Origin of the sequence: Streptomyces cyaneofuscatus, from assembly GCF_033109485.1 — a bacterium.
GTDB lineage: Bacteria > Actinomycetota > Actinomycetes > Streptomycetales > Streptomycetaceae > Streptomyces > Streptomyces cyaneofuscatus.
Genome location: NZ_CP137002.1, coordinates 3,445,736 through 3,463,908, shown reverse-complemented (window position 1 = coordinate 3,463,908; position 18,173 = coordinate 3,445,736). Strand labels below are relative to the sequence as shown.

23 protein-coding genes and 2 pseudogenes are annotated in these 18,173 nt (G+C 71.1%); 15 read left to right on the top strand and 10 right to left on the bottom strand.

Annotation, left to right across the window (positions count from 1 at the left end; genetic code table 11):
• The first annotated feature begins 86 nt into the window (after positions 1-86).
• Positions 87-524 carry a hypothetical protein gene (locus R2B67_RS15075; protein WP_317818511.1) on the top strand — a complete coding sequence of 146 codons (438 nt, stop codon included), beginning with the start codon at positions 87-89 and terminating at the stop codon, positions 522-524.
• Here R2B67_RS15075 and R2B67_RS15070 read toward each other — a convergent pair.
• Both R2B67_RS15070 and R2B67_RS15065 read right to left on the bottom strand, forming a co-directional pair.
• Positions 503-1,036 (bottom strand): GNAT family N-acetyltransferase, encoded by a 534-nt coding sequence (locus R2B67_RS15070; protein ID WP_317818510.1) that lies wholly within the window; start codon positions 1,034-1,036, stop codon positions 503-505. The two genes, R2B67_RS15075 and R2B67_RS15070, sit on opposite strands and share 22 nt — an antisense overlap.
• Before the next feature lie 112 nt (positions 1,037-1,148).
• Complete coding sequence (locus R2B67_RS15065; protein WP_317818508.1) at positions 1,149-1,943, bottom strand: alpha/beta fold hydrolase; 795 nt, start codon at positions 1,941-1,943, stop codon at positions 1,149-1,151.
• 206 nt (positions 1,944-2,149) lie between these two features.
• Here R2B67_RS15065 and R2B67_RS15060 point away from each other — a divergent pair, with 206 nt between their 5' ends.
• Both R2B67_RS15060 and R2B67_RS36020 read left to right on the top strand, forming a co-directional pair.
• The gene (locus R2B67_RS15060; protein WP_317818507.1) at positions 2,150-2,626 is read left to right on the top strand and encodes an NUDIX hydrolase; all 477 of its coding nucleotides are present in this window, start codon (positions 2,150-2,152) and stop codon (positions 2,624-2,626) included.
• A 283-nt stretch (positions 2,627-2,909) separates the two neighbouring features.
• Positions 2,910-3,152 (top strand): hypothetical protein, encoded by a 243-nt coding sequence (locus R2B67_RS36020; protein ID WP_381073455.1) that lies wholly within the window; start codon positions 2,910-2,912, stop codon positions 3,150-3,152.
• Positions 3,153-3,347: 195 nt separating this feature from the next.
• On the opposite strand, the gene R2B67_RS15050 is transcribed toward R2B67_RS36020, so the two are convergent.
• Both R2B67_RS15050 and R2B67_RS15045 read right to left on the bottom strand, forming a co-directional pair.
• Positions 3,348-3,728 carry an STAS domain-containing protein gene (locus R2B67_RS15050; RefSeq protein WP_018510903.1) on the bottom strand — a complete coding sequence of 127 codons (381 nt, stop codon included), beginning with the start codon at positions 3,726-3,728 and terminating at the stop codon, positions 3,348-3,350.
• A 111-nt stretch (positions 3,729-3,839) separates the two neighbouring features.
• Positions 3,840-4,175 (bottom strand): STAS domain-containing protein, encoded by a 336-nt coding sequence (locus tag R2B67_RS15045; protein WP_317818505.1) that lies wholly within the window; start codon positions 4,173-4,175, stop codon positions 3,840-3,842.
• A 541-nt stretch (positions 4,176-4,716) separates the two neighbouring features.
• Between R2B67_RS15045 and R2B67_RS15040 the strand changes: the two genes are divergently transcribed.
• The 3 genes from R2B67_RS15040 (at position 4,717) to R2B67_RS15030 (ending at position 6,619) form a co-directional block, all read left to right on the top strand.
• Positions 4,717-5,055: an ATP-binding protein gene (locus tag R2B67_RS15040; RefSeq protein WP_317818504.1), complete on the top strand. Its 339-nt coding sequence runs from the start codon at positions 4,717-4,719 to the stop codon at positions 5,053-5,055.
• A 180-nt stretch (positions 5,056-5,235) separates the two neighbouring features.
• Positions 5,236-6,015 (top strand): dienelactone hydrolase family protein, encoded by a 780-nt coding sequence (locus R2B67_RS15035; protein ID WP_317818503.1) that lies wholly within the window; start codon positions 5,236-5,238, stop codon positions 6,013-6,015.
• A 265-nt stretch (positions 6,016-6,280) separates the two neighbouring features.
• Positions 6,281-6,619, top strand: a complete 339-nt coding sequence (locus R2B67_RS15030; RefSeq protein ID WP_317818502.1) for a hypothetical protein — start codon at positions 6,281-6,283, stop codon at positions 6,617-6,619.
• Between the two features lie 62 nt (positions 6,620-6,681).
• Here the strand turns inward: R2B67_RS15030 and R2B67_RS15025 are convergent, their stop codons facing one another.
• Positions 6,682-7,164, bottom strand: a complete 483-nt coding sequence (locus R2B67_RS15025; protein ID WP_317818500.1) for a GNAT family N-acetyltransferase — start codon at positions 7,162-7,164, stop codon at positions 6,682-6,684.
• A 188-nt stretch (positions 7,165-7,352) separates the two neighbouring features.
• Between R2B67_RS15025 and R2B67_RS36015 the strand changes: the two genes are divergently transcribed.
• Together R2B67_RS36015 and R2B67_RS15015 are read left to right on the top strand one after the other, a co-directional pair.
• A complete protein-coding gene (locus tag R2B67_RS36015; RefSeq protein ID WP_381073450.1) occupies positions 7,353-7,631 on the top strand; it encodes a P-loop nucleotide/nucleoside kinase family protein in 279 nt (92 codons plus the stop codon).
• A pseudogene (locus tag R2B67_RS15015) lies at positions 7,570-8,139 on the top strand (DUF5996 family protein); the annotation flags it as partial. The gene R2B67_RS36015 and the pseudogene R2B67_RS15015, both read left to right, overlap by 62 nt.
• Before the next feature lie 309 nt (positions 8,140-8,448).
• Here R2B67_RS15015 and R2B67_RS15010 read toward each other — a convergent pair.
• Complete coding sequence (locus tag R2B67_RS15010; protein WP_317818499.1) at positions 8,449-9,069, bottom strand: DUF1707 SHOCT-like domain-containing protein; 621 nt, start codon at positions 9,067-9,069, stop codon at positions 8,449-8,451.
• A 119-nt stretch (positions 9,070-9,188) separates the two neighbouring features.
• Between R2B67_RS15010 and R2B67_RS15005 the strand changes: the two genes are divergently transcribed.
• The 6 genes and pseudogenes from R2B67_RS15005 (at position 9,189) to R2B67_RS14980 (ending at position 13,474) form a co-directional block, all read left to right on the top strand.
• Positions 9,189-9,767 (top strand): hypothetical protein, encoded by a 579-nt coding sequence (locus R2B67_RS15005; RefSeq protein ID WP_317818496.1) that lies wholly within the window; start codon positions 9,189-9,191, stop codon positions 9,765-9,767.
• A gap of 219 nt (positions 9,768-9,986) precedes the next feature.
• Positions 9,987-10,172 carry a hypothetical protein gene (locus tag R2B67_RS36010; protein ID WP_381073448.1) on the top strand — a complete coding sequence of 62 codons (186 nt, stop codon included), beginning with the start codon at positions 9,987-9,989 and terminating at the stop codon, positions 10,170-10,172.
• A 391-nt stretch (positions 10,173-10,563) separates the two neighbouring features.
• Complete coding sequence (locus R2B67_RS14995; protein ID WP_317818495.1) at positions 10,564-11,208, top strand: dihydrofolate reductase family protein; 645 nt, start codon at positions 10,564-10,566, stop codon at positions 11,206-11,208.
• Positions 11,209-11,383: 175 nt separating this feature from the next.
• Entirely contained in the window at positions 11,384-11,995 is a 612-nt protein-coding gene (locus R2B67_RS14990; RefSeq protein WP_317818493.1) for a hypothetical protein, read from the top strand.
• 11 nt (positions 11,996-12,006) lie between these two features.
• Positions 12,007-12,360 (top strand): annotated as a pseudogene (locus tag R2B67_RS14985) (RNase A-like domain-containing protein).
• A gap of 187 nt (positions 12,361-12,547) precedes the next feature.
• Positions 12,548-13,474, top strand: coding sequence for a CPBP family intramembrane glutamic endopeptidase (locus R2B67_RS14980; RefSeq protein ID WP_317818491.1), 927 nt, complete (start codon positions 12,548-12,550; stop codon positions 13,472-13,474).
• Here R2B67_RS14980 and R2B67_RS14975 read toward each other — a convergent pair whose 3' ends face one another.
• From R2B67_RS14975 to R2B67_RS14960, 4 genes are read right to left on the bottom strand one after another with little or no spacing between them, the layout of a single operon-like run.
• Positions 13,475-14,698, bottom strand: coding sequence for an ABC transporter permease (locus tag R2B67_RS14975; RefSeq protein ID WP_317818490.1), 1,224 nt, complete (start codon positions 14,696-14,698; stop codon positions 13,475-13,477).
• Positions 14,695-15,426 carry an ABC transporter ATP-binding protein gene (locus R2B67_RS14970; RefSeq protein ID WP_317818486.1) on the bottom strand — a complete coding sequence of 244 codons (732 nt, stop codon included), beginning with the start codon at positions 15,424-15,426 and terminating at the stop codon, positions 14,695-14,697. Before R2B67_RS14970 ends, R2B67_RS14975 begins: the two co-directional genes overlap by 4 nt.
• A complete protein-coding gene (locus R2B67_RS14965; RefSeq protein ID WP_317824858.1) occupies positions 15,423-16,505 on the bottom strand; it encodes a peptidoglycan-binding protein in 1,083 nt (360 codons plus the stop codon). Before R2B67_RS14965 ends, R2B67_RS14970 begins: the two co-directional genes overlap by 4 nt.
• 41 nt (positions 16,506-16,546) lie before the next feature.
• Positions 16,547-17,248 carry a hypothetical protein gene (locus R2B67_RS14960; protein ID WP_317818485.1) on the bottom strand — a complete coding sequence of 234 codons (702 nt, stop codon included), beginning with the start codon at positions 17,246-17,248 and terminating at the stop codon, positions 16,547-16,549.
• Positions 17,249-17,382: 134 nt separating this feature from the next.
• Between R2B67_RS14960 and R2B67_RS14955 the strand changes: the two genes are divergently transcribed.
• Positions 17,383-18,093: a response regulator gene (locus tag R2B67_RS14955; protein WP_317818484.1), complete on the top strand. Its 711-nt coding sequence runs from the start codon at positions 17,383-17,385 to the stop codon at positions 18,091-18,093.
• Positions 18,094-18,173: the final 80 nt, after the last annotated feature.

The window sequence follows — 18,173 nt, the reverse complement described above, 5'->3', positions numbered from 1 at the left end:
GTACGCCCATGTCGTCGGGCTGGTGAGACCTTATCGATCCACTGCTCCCCGGGCGGGGGCGGAAAAGCGGAAAAGGGGACCGTGGCATGGCCACCCAGGCGACGACAACGACGAACGCGGCGGCACCGCACCGCTGCTCGTTCCTGCAGATCGCGACCGCTCTGCAGACCCTGACCATCTTCATCCAGGCGGTCTCCGCCGGACTCCTGTTCACCACGGCGTACGGGGAAGTGCTGCACGACGTCGGGGCGCGGGTGATGTACGGGGCGTCGATGCTGTACGTCCTCGCGGCGGTGCTGGCCTGGAAGCGGGGCGGCGGCCCGCCCCGGCAGATCTGGTACGCGACCGGCTTCCTGGCCCTCGCCTCGGCGCAGGTCGCGGTGGGCATCGCGCACATCTCCTCGGTCCACGTCCCCCTCGGCGTCCTGATGTTCGGCTTGAGCGTGCTGGCGCTGGCACGGCAGGCCCGGCCGGGACATCAGGCCCGGTCGGGGCCTCGGGGTCAGGGCCGATCGACCCGGTAGAGGTAGTGGGCCCGCCCGTCGACGGGGTTGTCCGGCTCCAGCTCGCCCTCGGCGACCCGCAGGAACCCGGCCTTCTCCAGGGCCCGCCAGGAGGCCCGGTTGGCCGCCGACACGGGCACGAGAACGCACGGGGCGTCGGGATGCTCGTCCCAGATCGCCTGGAGGGCCGACCCGATCATCCGCGGCCCGAGCCCCCGGCCGACGAGCTGCGGCTCACCGATCAGATAGTCCATGGTCATGGCCCCGGAAGGGACCTCGACGAGGGTGGCGACCTCCACCAGATACTCGGGATAGTCGGCCATCCGGCACCGCTGGAGCAGCCCCATCGGAGTGCCGTCGAGGTGGGCGAGCAACGCCTCCGAGGGCTCCTCCCCCCTGACGGCGGGCCCGAAGTCCCGTCGTACGGCCTCGACCGAGGTCTCGTGGTTCCACCACCGGGCCACGTGCGGCTGCTCCAGCCAGGAGATCAGCAGCGGGAAGTCGTCCTCGGTGAGCCGACGCCAAGTGATCATCGGGGAACCTCCAGCGGGACGCGGCGGCAGGGGGTGCTGGGGCGCGGAAGCCGGGCGCCCCCAACGCCATCCAGCCTAAAGACCGGGGCACGGGTGGAGCCACCAGCCGTCGTCAGAGGCTCTGCTGGGAGGGCCCGCGCCTGACGGGCATCATCGTCTCCACGGAGTCCTGAGCGAGGTGGTCCAGGATCAGCCGGTTGACCAGCCCGGGCTTCTCCAACGGGACCAGGTGAGAGGCGCCGGGGACGACGGCCAGGCTGCCTTGAGGCAGCCCGGAGTACAGGGCGTTCGTGTGCTCCAGCGTCATCATGTCGTCGTCCCCGACCATGACGAGGGTCGGCGCTGAGATCCGCGCGAGGTCGGCGGTGGAAATCGTCGGCTGGGTGCGCCACATCTCGATGATCTTCCGAGCCACCACCGGCCAATGACCTGAGCCGTCGGGCGTCACGGCCTCGTACATCTGACGAAAGAAGTCCAGGTCGTCCCCGTCGGCCGTCATCGTGTCCAGCATCTCCGGTTTGACGAAACACTCAGGGCCGGGGAGAAAGTTGGCGCCGATGACCACGACCTTGCGGACCAGTTCCGGCCGGGTGAGCGAAAGGAGCAGGGCGACTACGCCACCATCACTCCACCCGACCAGGTGAGCCGGCCCGCCGGCGATCTTCTCCACGAAGGCCGCCATGTCGTCGGCCATGTCCTGATAGGTCAGAGGACCCTCCACGTCCGGAGTGTGCCCGTGCGCACGTCGCTCCGGGAGAAGGACGCGGTAGGCGGCGGCAAGATCCGCACGCTGCGCTCCCCAGGTGGCGGCGGCGCAGAAGCCACCGTGCAGGAGTACCAGCGGGTCGCCGGTCCCCTCAGCCTCGTACCAGGTCCTGACGCCGGGGAGGTCCGTGTAGTCGCCCATGGGCCCGGACTCTTCCAGCCGTTGTCGCTTACCCGTCACCTGCACCGCCCACTTCCGGCCCAGCGGTATCGAACCGAGCGGGAACGGGGCCGCGGGGCTGCTGCCCGTACTCCCGATCTTCGCCCCGGAGGGGGCAGCCCGCATCTCCACCCGCCCGCACTCGTCCGGAGGGCTTCTGGCGCAGGCGCTCGGGGAAGAGTCCGAGCGTGGCCTGCACCGCCGATGAACCGCTTGCAGACGATGGCCGTGGCAACTCCTTGATGTCTTTCGCACGGGGCGGCGAGGCAGAGCCGCCGCGGGACGCCCCGCTGTCGGCGGCCCTGGTGGCCTTGTGGAGAGCCGGTCGGGTCCTCATGGTCCTCGATCGGCACCGTCAGTCCTGGGAGCTTCCAGGGGGGAGCATCGAAGAGAACGAAACCCCCCGACAGGCAGCCGCGCGCGAGCTGCTGGAGGAGACCGGGCACCAGCCTGACGAACGGATGCGGTTCATCGGCTACGCGCGGTTCGTGCTGGCGCCCGACCGCCGAACCGAGTATCTCGCCCTGTACGCGGGATCCTGCGCGGAGACCCGGACCTTCGAGCCCACTGAGGAGATCGCGGCAATCCGCTGGTGGAACCTCCTCGAACACCTTCCGGGGGATGTTCAGTCCCTGGACGCCTATCTCGCCGCGCTCACCCGATGACCCGATGACCCGGTGACCCGGCAGCGACCCCACCACGTCACCACGCCACAGAGCCTGGAGCTCGTCGGCTCGGGCCACGGTCCGCACCGATGCACACAACTCGGCCTGGTGGTCTGCGGCCGCCGGACGGAGCCTGGGCCTGCTTGCCGGAGCACTCTCAGTTCAGCATGGCGCGCGTACAGCCACTGGCCACATTCGCCTGTCTGTTCTGGTGAGCCAATCGGCTCCTGGATCACTCGGGTCCTGCGGGGCTCTGCCCCGGGACCCCCCCGGTTGGGGACTCATGCGTATTCGTGCCACCGTGGCCGCCGTTTCCGGTGCCATCGTCCCCTCCGCCCTCGCTGTGCCGGCCGCACCGGCCGATGAGGGGCGTTCCTGGACTCTGGAGCCCGGCTTCACGGCCGTCCAGCCCAAGTCCGGGGACCAGGGGAGGCAGGCGTTCGGGGCGACCGCCAAGGCCGTTACGTACAAGGGCTACACCCAGCAGCCTGTGAAGCTCCAGTTCGCGAAGAAGGGCGTGAAGTAGAGCTACCAGCGAGGCTCCGGCAGGACACTGTCCTGCCGGAGCCTCCTGCTGTACTGCGCCGTGGGGGTGGAACGGGGGCGGCGGTGAGGTGGCCGTCGGCGAACGGGACCGCAGCGGTGGCGCCATCGTGGCCGGCACCCCGGGGCCCGGCTCCTCCGGTGGGCTTCGTCGCGCCGGAGGAGCCGTTGCCGGTGCCTACACCGTCGCGTTCCCGTCGGGGAGGGGTTCGCCGCCGAGGGCTTGGTCCAGACTGTCGGCGATGTCGAAGTGCTCCAGTACCCGGGTGACGGTCAGCAGGGTGATGACGCTCGGCTGGAGGGGGCCCACGAGGACAAGGCGCCGGTCGGCGGCGTGGTGCGCCAGACGGGCGCGGAGCAGGGTGTCGAGGAAGGAGCTGTCCCCGAAGGTGACGCCGGACAGGTCCAGGACGGTGACGGGCAGGGCCTGTTCGTCGGCCTCGTTCCAGGCGGCGGGCAGCAGGTCCTGCTCATCGGCGTCGAAGTCACCACAAGCGGTGACCACCAGCGCGCCCTGTACTCGGCGCACGTGGACACGGGCCTGGGATCTCCAGGGCATGGGGGTGCCTCCTCACTTCGAAGTGGTCCAGACCAATGCCCCGGAATGTTGATTTCATGTCAGCAGCGCCTGGTGCGTCCCGTCATGCCTGCCGGTCGGCACCTGTCCGGCTCAGACCGTTGTACGCACGGCCCCTCGGCCCACCGGGGCAGGCAGGTGCCGGTCCCATCCCCGGTCCGGGAAGGTGGCCGTGGCCACTTCCAGCAGGTGGGTGACCGGCGGTGTCAGGTTGGTCAGGGTCACCTGCGCGGGGGCGGTCGGTGTACTGATGAGGTGGAGTCCGGCGATGTCCATGAACGTGACGGCGTGCAGGTCCCAGGTGGCCTCGGCCACGGTGTCGGGGAGGCCGGTGAGGCAGGGCCGGAGCTGATCCAGGGCCTCGAAGTCGATGTCGCCGCGCGGGGTGAGTGTGGCGCCGCGGCCGTGCAGTTCAGTCGTGACGTACATGGTGTGCGCCCCCCTTCTGGGGGTTGCCGAGCCCGAAGACGTACAGAGCCCCGCGTGCGGGGCTCTGTACGGCTAGGGCGGGGCCGGATGCCCGGGATGGGGGCAACGTCCGGCTCCCAAAGAGTCGGCACAGGGTCGCGCCGACTCGGTCTCTTGTCTCTCCACCGTCCCCCACATCAGCCGCCACAAGCCAGGCCGGCCTCACGGCCGGGTGCAACGTCATCTGATTGTCGAGTGGGAACGGGCCGTGCCCCGCGTGGTTCCTGTCCGTATGCCCGCCCCCGGGCAGGCTCTGCCCTTTCCTTTCCATGGCGGTCGGAGTCCGGAATTCCGCCCGGAGCGCCGTATGCCCCGGCACGGGGATGAGCGGGGTGTGCCGGCAGGAGGGTAGGGCAGGTGATGTGCGATGACCGATGACTGTGCCGGAACCGATGCCCGTGCGGGGGGTGACCCGCATCAGGCCCAGGCGGCCCCTCTGCCGGGGCCGGGCGTCGGCCTGCCCGCGACGGCGGCCGACGCGCGTACCCTCGTACGTGAACGGATGGCTCTTGGCGCTCCGGATCCGCAGGACGAGGAAGCCGGTGCGCGGGTGCTGGCGGACGCGCTGTTGGTGACTTCGGAGCTCGTCACCAACGCGATCCGGCACGGCGACGGACTCACCGCCTTCGACCTGTGGATCACCGGCGGCGGACTGATCCTGAATGTCGCGGACGCCAGTACGTGCCCGCCGGTGACCACCGATCCCAGAAACCGGCTGAAAGGCCAGGTCGGCGGGTTCGGCTGGCCGCTGGTCTGCCGCCTCGCGCGGCACGTCGCGGTCACCGTTCTTCCGGACGGAAAGCAGATCACCGTCCTCATCAGCCTCACACCACCGGCCTGACAGGCGCGTCGGTGTGGCATCGGTCGGGCGTCAGCCGTGACGGTCATGGTCGCCCCTGATCACACCACCTGGGCACGGCCCGGCCGATCACTCGGCCGTGACGGCACCTGATCACTCTTCGCTCTGCCCACGGCAGAACACCAGCTGGACCGGGCTCGACGATCACTACAGTCCAGCCGCATGACGACGAATGCGACGAATGTCATGACGGCGACGACGGCGACGGTGACGAATGCGACCATATCGATGCGTACGGTGGCATACCCGGCCGACGGCTTGACGATGATCGGGCACCTCGCGCTCCCGGCAGGTGTCGGCCGCCGCCCTGCGGTGCTGCTCGGACCGGAGGGCATGGGGCTCAGCGACGTCGAGCGCTGCCGGGCCGACGCTCTCGCCGAACTGGGTTACGTGGCGCTGGCCTTCGACCTCAACGGCGGGCACTACCTGGGTGATCCCGAGGAGATGCTGGCCCGTTGCCTGCCGCTGCTCGCCGACCCCGACCGGATGCGCGGTATCGGGCAGGCGGCGCTCGACGTGCTGCGCGCCGAACCGCGGACCGACCCCGCCCGGATCGCCGCCGTCGGCTACGGAACCGGGGGCGCCGTCGGGCTGGAACTCGGGCGCGCCGGCGTCGGCCTGCGCGCGATCGGGACGGTCAACGCGACGACCACGGGCCGACCAGGCGAGGCGGCGCGCATCCGCTGCCCGGTCTGGGCCGGGGTCGGGTCGGAGGACCCGATCATGCCGCCCGTGCAACGGGACGCGTTCACCGCCGAGATGCAGGCCGCGGGCGTCGACTGGCGCCTCACGGTCTACGGCGGCGCCTTGCATGCCTTCCACCACCCGCCGGTCGACCACCCCACGGTCCCCGGCGTCGGCCACCACCCCCGGCACGCGCAACGAGCCTGGCGCGACGTCCTCGACCTGCTCGCCGAGTGCCTGCCGTTGACGGAGGACTGACGGCGCCTACCTCGTCGAGGCCCCTTCTCTCGTCGAGGCCCCTTCCTTCCCCCGGGGCCTGGTCAGCCGACCCGCCTGCCGGCGAGAAGAGCGCGCGTCTCATCGCTGACGGCCGACAGGTGGTCAGTGGACTCGCAGCACTGCGCAGCGCGGCCGCCGGTTCCCTCCCGAGCTGATCGGCCTGTACAACGGCCTGTACGACGTGCTGTACAACGTGCTGGAGAACCACAACAGGCTCGGCCGAGCCGCTGAACCCGGAGGTCCCGTGAAGAAGGCGCGGTTGTGGAAGTCCTTCGCGCCGGTGGTGGTGAACCTGTTGCTGGGGATCCCGGCACTGGTGCCGATCTTCCTGACCTGGTACTTCCTGTCCAACGGGCCACTGGCGGAGCTGGGATGGACCCAGCGGAACCCCAACGAGGACGACGGGATGCTGTTGTGGCTGATCTTCGTCGTCCCGGCGGTGGGCTGCCTCGGTGCCATCTGGGCCCTGACCAACCTGTGGATACGGCGCAAGTTGTTCGCCGAAGGGCCGCCGTCCATGTACTGGTCCGTGTCGGTGGTGCTGGTCCTTGCGCCGTACTTCCTGGGGCTCGGCTTCGCCTGAGCGAACACCACCGGACGACCCCTGTGCACCGAAATCTGCCCGCGCGTGGTCGGGAGCGGTGCCTACAGGGCCTTGTAGTAGCGGACCAGGGGCAACGCCGTGTATCCGGCCTTCTCGTACGTTCTGCGGGCGGGTGCGTGGCCCGGGTCTCCGTCGGTCCAGATGGAGGCCAGTGTCACCCCGGCCTCCGTCATCCAGGTGGTCGCGAACTCCGTCAGCATCGTACCGACCTCCTGGCCCTGGCAGGCGGGGTCGACCGCCAGCAACTCGACGGCTCCCGACCCGCCTTCGGGTTCCAGCACCACGGCGACGAACCCGACGACCTTCGCCCCGGACTCAGCGACCCAGACATGCGCTTTGCCCTCGGTACAGGCCGCTGCAACCTCATCCCGCTGGGACGTACGCCAGTCCGGGTACTGCCGCTGGAAGACCTCCGGCCCCAGCACTCTGGCGAAGCTCTCGTAGACGGGCACCCAGGCGCGGAGTGAGAGATCGACTATCGGGTCGAGGTCCCGCGCCTCGTACGGACGGACGTGTACCTGCATCTCTTCGCTCCCTGCCCCCGATGCGACCCGATCGGTGCACCCCCTGCGTGATCCCGTGGCGGCATGATCGCAAGGTGCCGGGATCCGCGCAGAGAATTTCGGATCGGCACCGTCCGGGCCGGAGCCCAGGCCGAGGTCAGCCCGGAATGCGGTGGTGGTCCGTCCGGACTTACCGACACGATCTGGGCGTGACCACGTTGTTTCTGATGGTCGGCCTGCCCGGGGCCGGGAAGACCACGAGAGCCCGGCAGCTCGCCGAGGAGCATGGCGCGCTGCGCCTGGCGCCCGACGAGTGGATGCTGCCCCTGTTCGGCGAGGCCCTCAGCGAGCATGCCCGAGACCTTCACTTCACCGGGCGGCGGTACCAGAAGGCCAAGACCGAGTTGGTGGCGAGCGGGTGCCTCCATGAGAAGCGGGAGACCGTTGCCGGTGGGGTCCGTCCCCTCGTTCTTCGAGGAATTCTGTGATGCGGCAGCCGAGTTGGGCGTGGACCGGCCGCCTACGACACTGGTCTGCGAGATCCCGGACTGCGCGCCGACCTTCCAGAGCGACCGCGCCGAGCGCACCTGGGACCCCCGCGCGGCGCGGCTGATGTGGGAAGCCTGGAACATCGCCGCCGGCGGGCTGGAGGCGTGGCAGGCCCCCTTCCGCAGGAACCATCCCCGGGTCGGCGTGATGTGGGGCGGCTTCGACCTGTCGGCGACGCGGCACAGCACGCGGCCCACGGAGCCGCCGCCCGGCCGGCCGGCCTTCCAGCGGAACGCCCAGCTCCCGGCGTACATGGCGGTGGGCTTCGCCTTCGGGGACGCCTCGACACCGCAGGCAGGGATGTACGCCTACATCTGGCCGGCGCCGGACGGGCTCGAAGGCCGGTCCTGGGGTGTGGAGGGCGCGGCCTGGCACCCCGACGCCGGTCTGGTGCTCCTGCCGTGGCACAGGCTGGGCGAGAGCGCCGACCCGCACCGGTCGATCGTGGCGTTCGGCGATGCCGTCTACCAGGCCGCGGTGGACCTGGCGGGCTGGCCGGCCGACTCCGTCGGGCCCCGGGTGGACGGCTGGTACATGAGCAGAACCCCGCCGGAGCGCGTACGGGCGGCGGAGAAGGCACATCGGCACTGGCCCCGGCGGCGCGGGCAGCTGTACGGCCTCGGTGGTACGCAGCCGTACGGCCCCGGCGGTACGCAGCCGTACGGCCTCGGAGGAACGGGGAGCGATGCCCTACGAGGATGTCGGGCCTCCGCTCTCCGAGGAGGCAGGGCCAGGGCCTGGCGCCGATCGTCGGGCCTAGGACTTCAGCGAGTTGCTGTCCAGCTTGCGTCGTTCCCGGCGGTTGGGATGGCGGATGACCACGCCTCCCGCGCCGCCGGAGCCGGTGAGCCGGATCAGGGGAGTTCCTGGGAGCCGGTCGGGTGTGGTCTTGTCCGTCAGGCCGCCGAACCCGGGGTCCATACCGCTGGTGTCTACGGCCCAGGCGTCGGGGATGACGATCGTGACGCCGGATACCTCCCCGTACGCCTCCACCGCGACCTCCGTGAGCCGGCACTCGACCCGGGTGAAGTCGAGCTTCACGCCGCCGACGCCGCCGCGAGCGATCACATGGCCGGGAACCTCCCAGCGCTCGGGGCCCCGAGAAGCGCCGAAGGTGCCACCCGTGACCACCAGCGGCGACCGGCTCGCAGGGGATTGCCCGCTCGGCAGGTCGGCGGTCAGGGCGGCCAGCTCGTTGTAGGTCTTGGACGTCAGCGCCTGCTCCAGCCGCGCGTCCAGCTCATCGAGATCGATACGCCCCTCGGCCGCCGCATCACGCAGCTGCTCCACCACCGCCTCCCGGTCGTCGTGGGAGGCCCGGAGGCCTCCTGGCAGGGCGGCAGGGCGCGGGGAGGGCTCCGGATGCTGGGCAGTCATGTCCGCCAGGATAGGCAGCCAGGTGGGCCGGATGGGGTGGGCGGACTGCGGCTGCGTACATTGACTGCCGCCGTACAGCGGCGATGTGCGGAGCTGGTCGAGCGAGGGGCGGATGCCGGGTGGCAAGCGCGGATACGTACCAGTGGTGGGAGCTGCTGCCGGCCGGCATTCGCCGGCAGGTCGACGGATACGTGCTCCAGGACTCCCGTATGCAGGCGATCCGTATCGTCCTCGAAGCCGGCCGTGCGCGCGGTCTGGGGCTCCATGAGGCTCAGCTCGTCGTCCATGACCGCTACCTCCACCACGGCGACCGGGTCGCCCGTACCCCCGACAGCCCTCTCGACGTGGAGTCCCTGGCCGCCCGCGCCGCAGGCTGCCCGGGCCGCGTCGTGGCGATCGAGGCGGTGTGGGACGGGGACACCGTTCACGACTGGTTCGTGCACCTGATGGCGATCACCGATGACCCTGTTGGCGAGCGGTCCCTGGCCACCATCTACTGGGGCACGGCCGTGCGGTATCTCGGTGAGGAGAGGGCTCCGGGATCGCTCCACCCGTCGGCGGCGGTCGCCGACAGGAGCGGCCGAGCCCTGGCCGCGCGTCTGTCGGTCCCGTTCCACTTCGCCAGTCCGGAGACTCCGGACGACGAGGCGCCCCGCTGGCGGCCTGAGGCGATCGGTGGTCAGCAGGCTGACAAGTGATGCCGAGGATCGCCACACTCGGCGCATGCGATACGAGGAGCAGGCGAAGCTCGCCGCAGCGAGAGTTCTGGTTCCGTCAGCCCTTCTTGTCGCCTCGCCTCGCCTCTGCTGCTGGTAGCGGGTGCGCCCATCCGCCGCCGGTATCTTCGCCACATCTACCGGGATGGGGCGCCACTGATTCTGGAGAAGGAGAAGGGCCGCGTCAGTATCCACTGGTTCGTGGTCACCAGTCCTCTTCTCGATGGGCTGTGCCGGCCTACGGAGTCGCTCGCCCGACTCATCTCAGGTCGGGCCGAGACCGAGGTGTTCTGGGCGGCCCTGCACGGGCTGGCGACCCTGACCCGGGCGGGGCGGCTGCCCTCGGAGGACACCGGGCGGAGGGTGGAGCGGCTGGCTGTGGCCTGACGATCCGTTACGGAGGGTGTGTCGGCTGGGCCTTGGGCTCTGTGCCGCCTGGGGTCTAGGGCCTGACGTCCTGGAAGTGCCCTCGGCGGATCACGGCCTGGAACTCCCGGACGACCCCGCGGGGTCGGTGGAGGTGCTGCGGCAGGCCGTCTCCCGGCTGGACCGCTTCGTCGGCTCGCTGGGCCGGAAGGGGTGAACCACGAGGTCCGGCCCCGGCGCGGCACGGTGACGGGCCTGTTGTCAGTGGTGGGTGGCAGCATCGATGTCGTGAACGCTTCGGCGGCCGATCGGACCGCGCCGGGAGAACTCGCTCGTGTGCGTGTCACCGCCGGCCTGTTCCCCGATGCGGCGTTCACTACGGGTGTCGTCGTCGAGCACGCAGGAGGAACCCATGGCTCAGCTGCTGAGAGTCCAGAACTTCACCGTCTCCAGTGACGGCATCGCGGCCGGTGAGGACCAGACCTTGGAGAGGCCCTTCGGCCATGTCGAGCCGGAGCGGCTGTTCTCCTGGGCCGGCGCCACGGCGAGCTGGCCGATGCGTACGGACCCCGGGGGGAGCCGGGGGCTGGACGACTACTTCACGCGGGACTTCGACCGCAACATCGGCGCCGAGATCATGGGCCGGAACAAGTTCGGCCCCCAGCGCGGGCCCTGGCCCGATGACACCTGGCGCGGCTGGTGGGGCGACGAGCCTCCGTTCCGTACGCCGGTGTTCGTCATGACCCACCACGAGCGCCCGTCGTTCACGCTCTCCGACACCACGTTCCACTTCGTCGGCGGCGACCCGGCCGACGTCCTCGCGCAGGCGCGGGAGGCGGCCCAGGGCAAGGATGTACGGCTCGGCGGCGGGGTCACCACCATCCGGGAGTTCCTCGACGCCGACCTCGTCGACACCCTGCACGTGGTGGTCTCCCCGGTGAAACTCGGGACCGGGCTACGGCTCTGGGACTCGCCCGACGAGCTGCTCGACCGGTTCCACCTGGAGGCCGTGCCCAGCGCGAGCGGGGTGACGCACCACTTGTTCTGGCGGAAGTGAGAGGCACTCGGGCTGTTTACGGCGCCCGGAGCGGACCGTGACGTACGGTCCGCTCCGCTCCGGGGAGGGATGTCCTGGTCGCTCAGATCAGTGATGTCTGTTCTTTGCAGGGTTCCTATGCCGAGAATCGCCAGGCAAGTCAGCCCCTTGCTCCGTGCATTCAGGAGGACCTCGGATGAACGGCGGAATTGAGCGCCCACGGCAGAACGGTCCGTCGACGGGCCTGGACGCCGATGCATGGGCGACGGCTGTGGATATGTACCGCAATCGGTATTCCTTCATCGCGGTAGGTCCGCGTGCTCACGAGGACTGGCTGCCCGACGTGGTCGCGGTGATGCACCGGGAGGTAGCTGATCCCCGCGGCTGGCGCGGTAGGGATCCCGAGCAAGGGGACGAGGAATTGGAGGAGGACCCCGCTTTTCCGTTCCGGGGGCCACCGACGGACGAGACCGGGGCCGCACAATGGCGGAACCGGCTGTTCGAGATTCCGCGTTCCGCCGTCGTACGGCTGCTCGTCATGCTGGCGACGGACGCCATGGACGTGTCACGGCAGTACGGCTTCACCGATCGCAGGACGCTCATGGAGGAGCACGCGCGGGTGATCCTGTCGCGCTTCCCGGAGGGTTCGCAGTTCTTCACGAACACCGGCCACGGCGGCGGCGATCGCCCCGACTTCTACGAACGGGTCACCGGTTGCTGGCCGATGACGCAATACGTCTGGGATTTCGGCCTCGTCGCGGTGTCCCGTGAGGAGGTCGGCCTCATCTGGTCGTTCGATGCAAGCTGAAGTGGACAGACATGACCGTACGAACTCGCTCGGCAACCTGCCCGACCGAGAAACGTCTCAGTGGGCCCCGCAACAGGTGGTGACCTGCAACGAGCAGAAGATCCATCGTCGGCTCGCCCAGGGCACCCGCTCCTGCCTCACCATCGAGGCTGCCCGGCCGTCGCGTGAGGCGCCCGTCGGTCGTGGTTCGTTTCCAGGCGATGATGCTCGCCGGCCGCGACCCCGTCGACGTCCGTGCCGCGCGTGTGATCCTCGAACGCGAGCCGAACAGTCCGCACGGCGGGGCGGCGGTGCCGGGGGCGCTGGGCGGGTGGCGCATTGACCTTGGGGGCTGGGCGCCAGCAAGATCCTTGTGTGAATCCTGATATACCGCCTTCGCCCTGGGACCCGCCCGCGCCCTCGACCACGCCTCCGGCCACGCCTCCAGCCGGTGGGCCCGTCTGGCCGCAGGGGTCCGGAGCCGGGTGGCCGCAGGCGTCCGGGCCTGGGTGGCCGCCGCAGGGGGGCGGGCCGGGGTGGCCGCCGCAGGGGCCCGTTCCGCCCCGCGGGCCCGTGCGGGCCGAGGCCGGGGCGCGGTACGACCAGCAGGGGCGCAACGGGCAGGGCGGCAGGTTCGCGTGGCTCGGGGAGCTGTCGCTCGTCCTGCTCCTGGTCATCGTGGGCATCCTGGTCATCTCCGGGATCGGGGCCGTGCTCGCCGCTGTGCTGGACGCGGGGCCCTCGTCGGCGGAGAGCGAGGTGTTCTTCGAGGACCCGGTCGCCGACATGGCCCTCCAGCTCGTCGGCATCGCGATCGGGATACCGATCGTCCTGTGGGGCGCGCGCTATCTGGGCAGGCGACCGGCCGGTACCGTCTCCTCGGTCCTGGGCCGGCTGCGGTGGAAGTGGCTCGGGCTGTGCGCCGCAGTCGCCTTTCCCGTGATCATCGTCCAGTTCGGCGTGCTGTTCGCGTGGACCTGGGGGGACGAGTCCGCCGAGCTGACCGGGGGCGGCTTTCCCGGCTGGACCGCCTTTCTCGTGAGCCTGGCCGTGCTGGTGGCGCTGGTGCCGTTCCAGGCGGCGGCCGAGGAGTACGTCTTCCGGGGCTGGCTGGTCCAGGTGATCGGGCGTGCCGTGCGCTCGCCCTGGCCCGCCGTCGTACTCGCCTCGCTCCTGTTCGCCCTGGCCCACGGGTTCGGCGAACTCACCGGGTTCGTCCTGCTCCTCTACTCGGCGCTGTGGTGGGGCTGGCTGGTCATCCGCACCGGGGGCCTGGAGGCGGTGATCACCCTCCACGTCGCCAACAACCTGCTCGCCTTCGGCCTCGCCGCCGGCTTCGGCGAACTCGCCTCCACCGAGACGGCGGCCGACGCCCCCTGGCAGGCGATGGTCGTCGAGTTCGTCTTCGCCCCGCTGTACTGCCTGGGGGTGGCGTGGCTCGCGAAGAAGCGGGGGGTTGAGCGGGTGAGTCCCTGCAGGCCCGCGGATTACCTTGCGTGATTACGTTGCGTTGAGCGCTACCGTCGGGTGCAGGCGGGACGCGCGGATCGCCGGGTAGAGGCCTGCCACCACGCCGATCAGCAGCGTGGCCGCCAGACCGCCCGCCAGGGACCAGGGCGGGACCACCGCCGTCCACCCCTGCGCCCGTGCGAAGCCGTACGTCGCGGCCGCCCCCAGCAGCGCCCCGCCCGCCCCGCCCAGCGCCGACAGCAGCAGCGACTCGGTCAGGAACTGGAGCCGGATCGCGTTGCGGGTCGCGCCCAGGGAGCGGCGCAGGCCGATCTCCTGGCGGCGCTCCAGCACGGAGATGACCATCGTGTTGGCCACCCCCACCCCGCCGACCAGCAGCGCCACCGCACCCAGGCCGAGCATCAGGGTCGTCAGGCCCTTGTCGGTGGCGGCCTTGGCGGCCAAGGCGTCCGAGGGGCGGGAGACCTTCACGCTCCCCGCGTTGCCGGGGCTGATCGTGCGGGCCAGGACCGCCCGTACGTCCTCGACCGACGCGTCCGTCGAGCGCTCGAAGATGGTGGTGGGGTGGCCGTCGAAGCCGAAGTAGCGTTCGGCCGCCGGGAATCCGACCAGGGCCACCCGGTCCAGGGTGGGGACGAGTTCGATGGGCCTGAGGATGCCGACGACGACCACGCGGGTCTCGTTCATCATGATCGTCTCGCCGGTACGGGTGATGCCGAGGCGGTCCGCCGCCACCGACCCGAGGACGGTGGTCGGCAGGTGCTCCCCGGCCGGGGTCAGCCAGGTGCCCCGGGCGACCTCGCCGCCGAGCGTGGAGAGCAGGTCGGTGCGGGCCGCCTGCGTGGTGACCCCGGCCGTGCGCTCCTCGGGGACCAGGTCGCTGCGGCGGATGCGGGCCTCCACGTCGGCCGTGGCCGTGGCGTGTTGGACCGGGCCGATCCGCTCCACCATCGCGACCGCGCTGCGGGGCAGCTGGACCGGGCGGCCCGTCGCGTCCTCGCCCGCCTCCGCGGTGAGGAGGTTGGTGCCGAGGCGGTCGAGCCGGGCCAGGAGGTCCGCGCGGCTCGACTCGGAGAGGCCGACGACCGCCACCATGGTCGCGATGCCGATGGCGATCCCGAGCGCGGAGAGCACGACCCGGGTCCGACGGGCCCGCAGGCCGACCGCACCGACGCGGAGGATGTCCCGGGGGGAGAGGCGGGCGGGCCTGAGGGCCTGCCTTCCCAGATGCTGTCTCCTGAGGTCCTGCTTCATGCGGTGACCTCCTCCGTGGGTGCGGTCGGCTCGGTGGAGCGCGTGTCCGACACGATCTCGCCGTCCTTGAAGCGGACCCGGCGCGGCAGCGCGTCCGCGATCTCGTGGTCGTGGGTGATCACGCAGACGGTGGTGCCGGACGCGTTCAGCTCGTGCAGCAGCTCCATGACGATCGCCCCGGACGCCGTGTCCAGGGCCCCGGTCGGTTCGTCCGCAAGCAGGAGGCCGGGCGCCCCGACCAGGGCGCGGGCGATGGCGACCCGCTGCTTCTCGCCGCCGGAGAGCTGGTCGGGCGTGTGGGACGCCCGGTGGGCCAGCCGCACCTGCGCCAGCGCCTCCCGCGCCCGCCGCCGGCGCTCCCTCAGGGGGACGCCCGCATAGAGCAGCCCGTCGGACACGTTGTCCACCGCGTCGCGGCCCGGCGCCAGGTGGAAGTGCTGGAAGACGAAGCCGATATGGCGGGCGCGCAGGGCGGAGAGGCGGGCGTCGGAGAGCGCGGACACGTCGTAGCCGGCGACCTCGACGGTGCCGGTCGTGGGCTTGTCCAGGGTGCCCATGACGTTGAGCATCGTGGACTTGCCTGAGCCCGACGGACCGACGACGGCGAGGAGTTCGCCCGCGTGGACGGTGAGGTTCACCGCGCGCAGGGCGTGGACGCCGCCGGGGTAGGACTTCGTGGCGTCCCGGAGCTCGATGACGGGGGATGGTCCTGCCGAGTGCGGCTTCACGGCTTCGCCACCCCGGCCTTCATGCCCTCCCGCAGCCCGGCCCCGCTGACCTCGATCTGCCCGTCCGCCGTCATGCCCGTCTCCACCCGGACCATCGTCGACGAGGTGCCCCGTACGATCTGGAGCCCGTAACCTCCGTTCTCCCCGCGCAGCGCGACCACCGCCTCCACCGGCACCGCGAGGACCCCCTTGCGGGCCTCGCTGACGAACGTCACGCTCGCCGCCGCCCTGGCGTCCTCCCCGGAAGCGGTACGTGCGCCGCCGTCGAGAACGACCTCCACGGTGATGCCCTCCTGGGCCGCACCCTCGGAGCCGTCCTCCTCGGGGCGTACCGTCCCCGCGACCTTCCCCCTCACCGTCCTCCCGCTCGGCAGGGTCACCTCGACCTTGGTCCCGAGCGCGGTGAGGGCGCCGTCGGACTGCTCCAGCTCCGCCCGCACGACGGGCCTGGTGGAGGCGATCGTCAGGACGGGCCCGTCCGGGCCGACCTGGTCGGCGAGGGCCGCGTCGGCGGAGACCACCTTGACCCGGTCCGGCTGGAAGACGACGTCGCCCTTGCCGACCCTGCCGGTGGTCGCGCGGTTGAGGTGTTTCTGCCACCGCTTGACGGCCGCCTCGGTGTCCCTGCCGTACTCCGTGTCGACGTACAGCCCGAATCCGTAACCCAAGTCCCGCAGGTTGCACTCCAGTTGGAGTACGTCGCTGCCCCGGTCGCCCACCTTCATCTCGCGGAACATCGGGACCGGGCCGTAGAGGAGCGTGACCGGCTTGTCGTTCAGCTCGTACAGCGCCTCGCCTCTGTGGACGGTCTCGCCCTCGGCGGCCGCCACCGTGACGGTGCCCTCGACCGCCGCCTTGACGACCCGCCGCTGGGCGAAGTCGAGGCGGCCGTCGACGGTCGTGGACCGGACGAGGTCGGTGCGTTGGACGGTCGCGGTGGCGGGCGGCAGGCCCTCGCCGCCCTCGCCGCCCTTGCCGGAGGCCCCCGCCCCGCCGCCGGAGCCGAGGAACAGGACGCCCCCGGCGACGGCGGCGGTCACCGTGCCGAGCGTGAGGAGGGCGGTGGTGGAGCGCTTCACGTTGGAGCGCTCCACTGTGGAGCGCTTCACTGTGGAGCGCCTCACTGCATGCCGTCCAGGCCGTCGAGCAGCTTCGGCGCGCACACCTCGCGCGCCTGCTTGTACGCCGGTGAGTCGGTGTCGATGACCGGGGAGGCCGGGTTCGGGTCGCCGCCGGGCATCGCGTTGCCCCCGGACATCACCGGGTTGGTGAACCGGCTGACGCCGTTGTCCCGCATGCACTGGGCGTGCGCGAGCATCGACTCGTAGGACTTCTGCTGGTCGCGTTCGGGCTCGACCGCCATGACCGCCTGGAGCTCGGCCACGCAGACGTTGTTCTTTCCGGCCTTGATGCCCTGGTTGCGGCCGGGCTGGGAGCCGAGCTCGTTCACCTTCGACCAGTCGAGGTGGCCGCTGAGCTTGGGGTCGGGGTAGTCCTTGTAGCCGCCCTTGGCGCGCATGCACCGGACGAAGGTCATCTGGGCGTCGTAGAAGGCGCTCTTGCCGGCGGGCTGGGCGCTCGGGGTGGCCGGGGTGCTCCCGGAGGTGGTGGCGGTGGTGGCGGTCGTGGGTGTGTCGGTCGCCGCCGGTACGTCGGCGATCGCGTCGTGGCTCTTGGTTCCGGTCGTGTCGTCGCCCCCGACGCAGGCGACGGAGAGGGCGAGGACCGGTACGGCCACGAAGGCGGCCAGGCGGAGCCGGGCCGTGGCGGTGGTGGCCCTGCCGGTGGTGGTCGTGGTGATTCCGGTGGTGGGGAAGCTCATGACGCTCACGCTGGCCGCCGCAGATGATGGCCCGTCCATGGCCACATGATGGGAACGTAACAATGCCCCGACCTGCGGCTCCGCCCCCTGGGGCAGTGGGCGTGCACGGCCCCGGCAGGCCCATAATCGGCCCCATGCCGCATGTGCTGCTCATCGAGGACGACGCGTCCGTACGGGACGGGATGGAGCTCGTGCTGCGCCGGCACGGGTACGGCGTCGACACCGCCGCCACCGGCGAAGAGGCCCTCGCGCTGCTGGCCGGGGCGCAGGGGGCGCGCGTCGAGCTGGCCGTACTGGACCTCATGCTCCCCGGCATGGACGGCTTCGAGGTGTGCCGCCGCATCCGGGCCCGTACGGCGGTCCTGCCCGTCATCATGCTCACCGCGCGCGGCGACGACCAGGACATCGTGACCGGGCTGGAGGCGGGCGCCGACGACTACGTGGTCAAGCCGGTCACCGCGCCCGTCCTGGAGGCCCGCATCCGGGCCGCGCTCCGGCGGGCGGAGCCGTCCCTGCGGCAGGCGGGCGACGCCGGTCCCACCGACCTGACCGACCTCGCCGGGCTGGTGATCGACCGGGCCGGGCTGACCGTGACCCGGGACGGTACGCCGGTCCCGCTGCCGCCCACGGAACTGCGGCTGCTGCTGGAGCTGTCGGCCTCGCCGGGGCGGGTCTTCACCCGGGAGCAGCTCCTCGCGTCGGTGTGGGACCACACGTTCCTGGGGGACTCGCGGCTGGTGGACGCGGCGGTGGGGCGGCTACGGGCGAAGATCGAGGAGGTGCCGGCGCGGCCGCGGTACGTGCAGACCGTGCGGGGCTTCGGATACCGGTTCGGGCCGCTGTGAGGCGCCGTTCGTTGAGGAGCCGTTCGTCGAGGAGCCGCCGCTCCCTCGGATACGGGTCCCGGCGGCGCAGCTTCGGACAG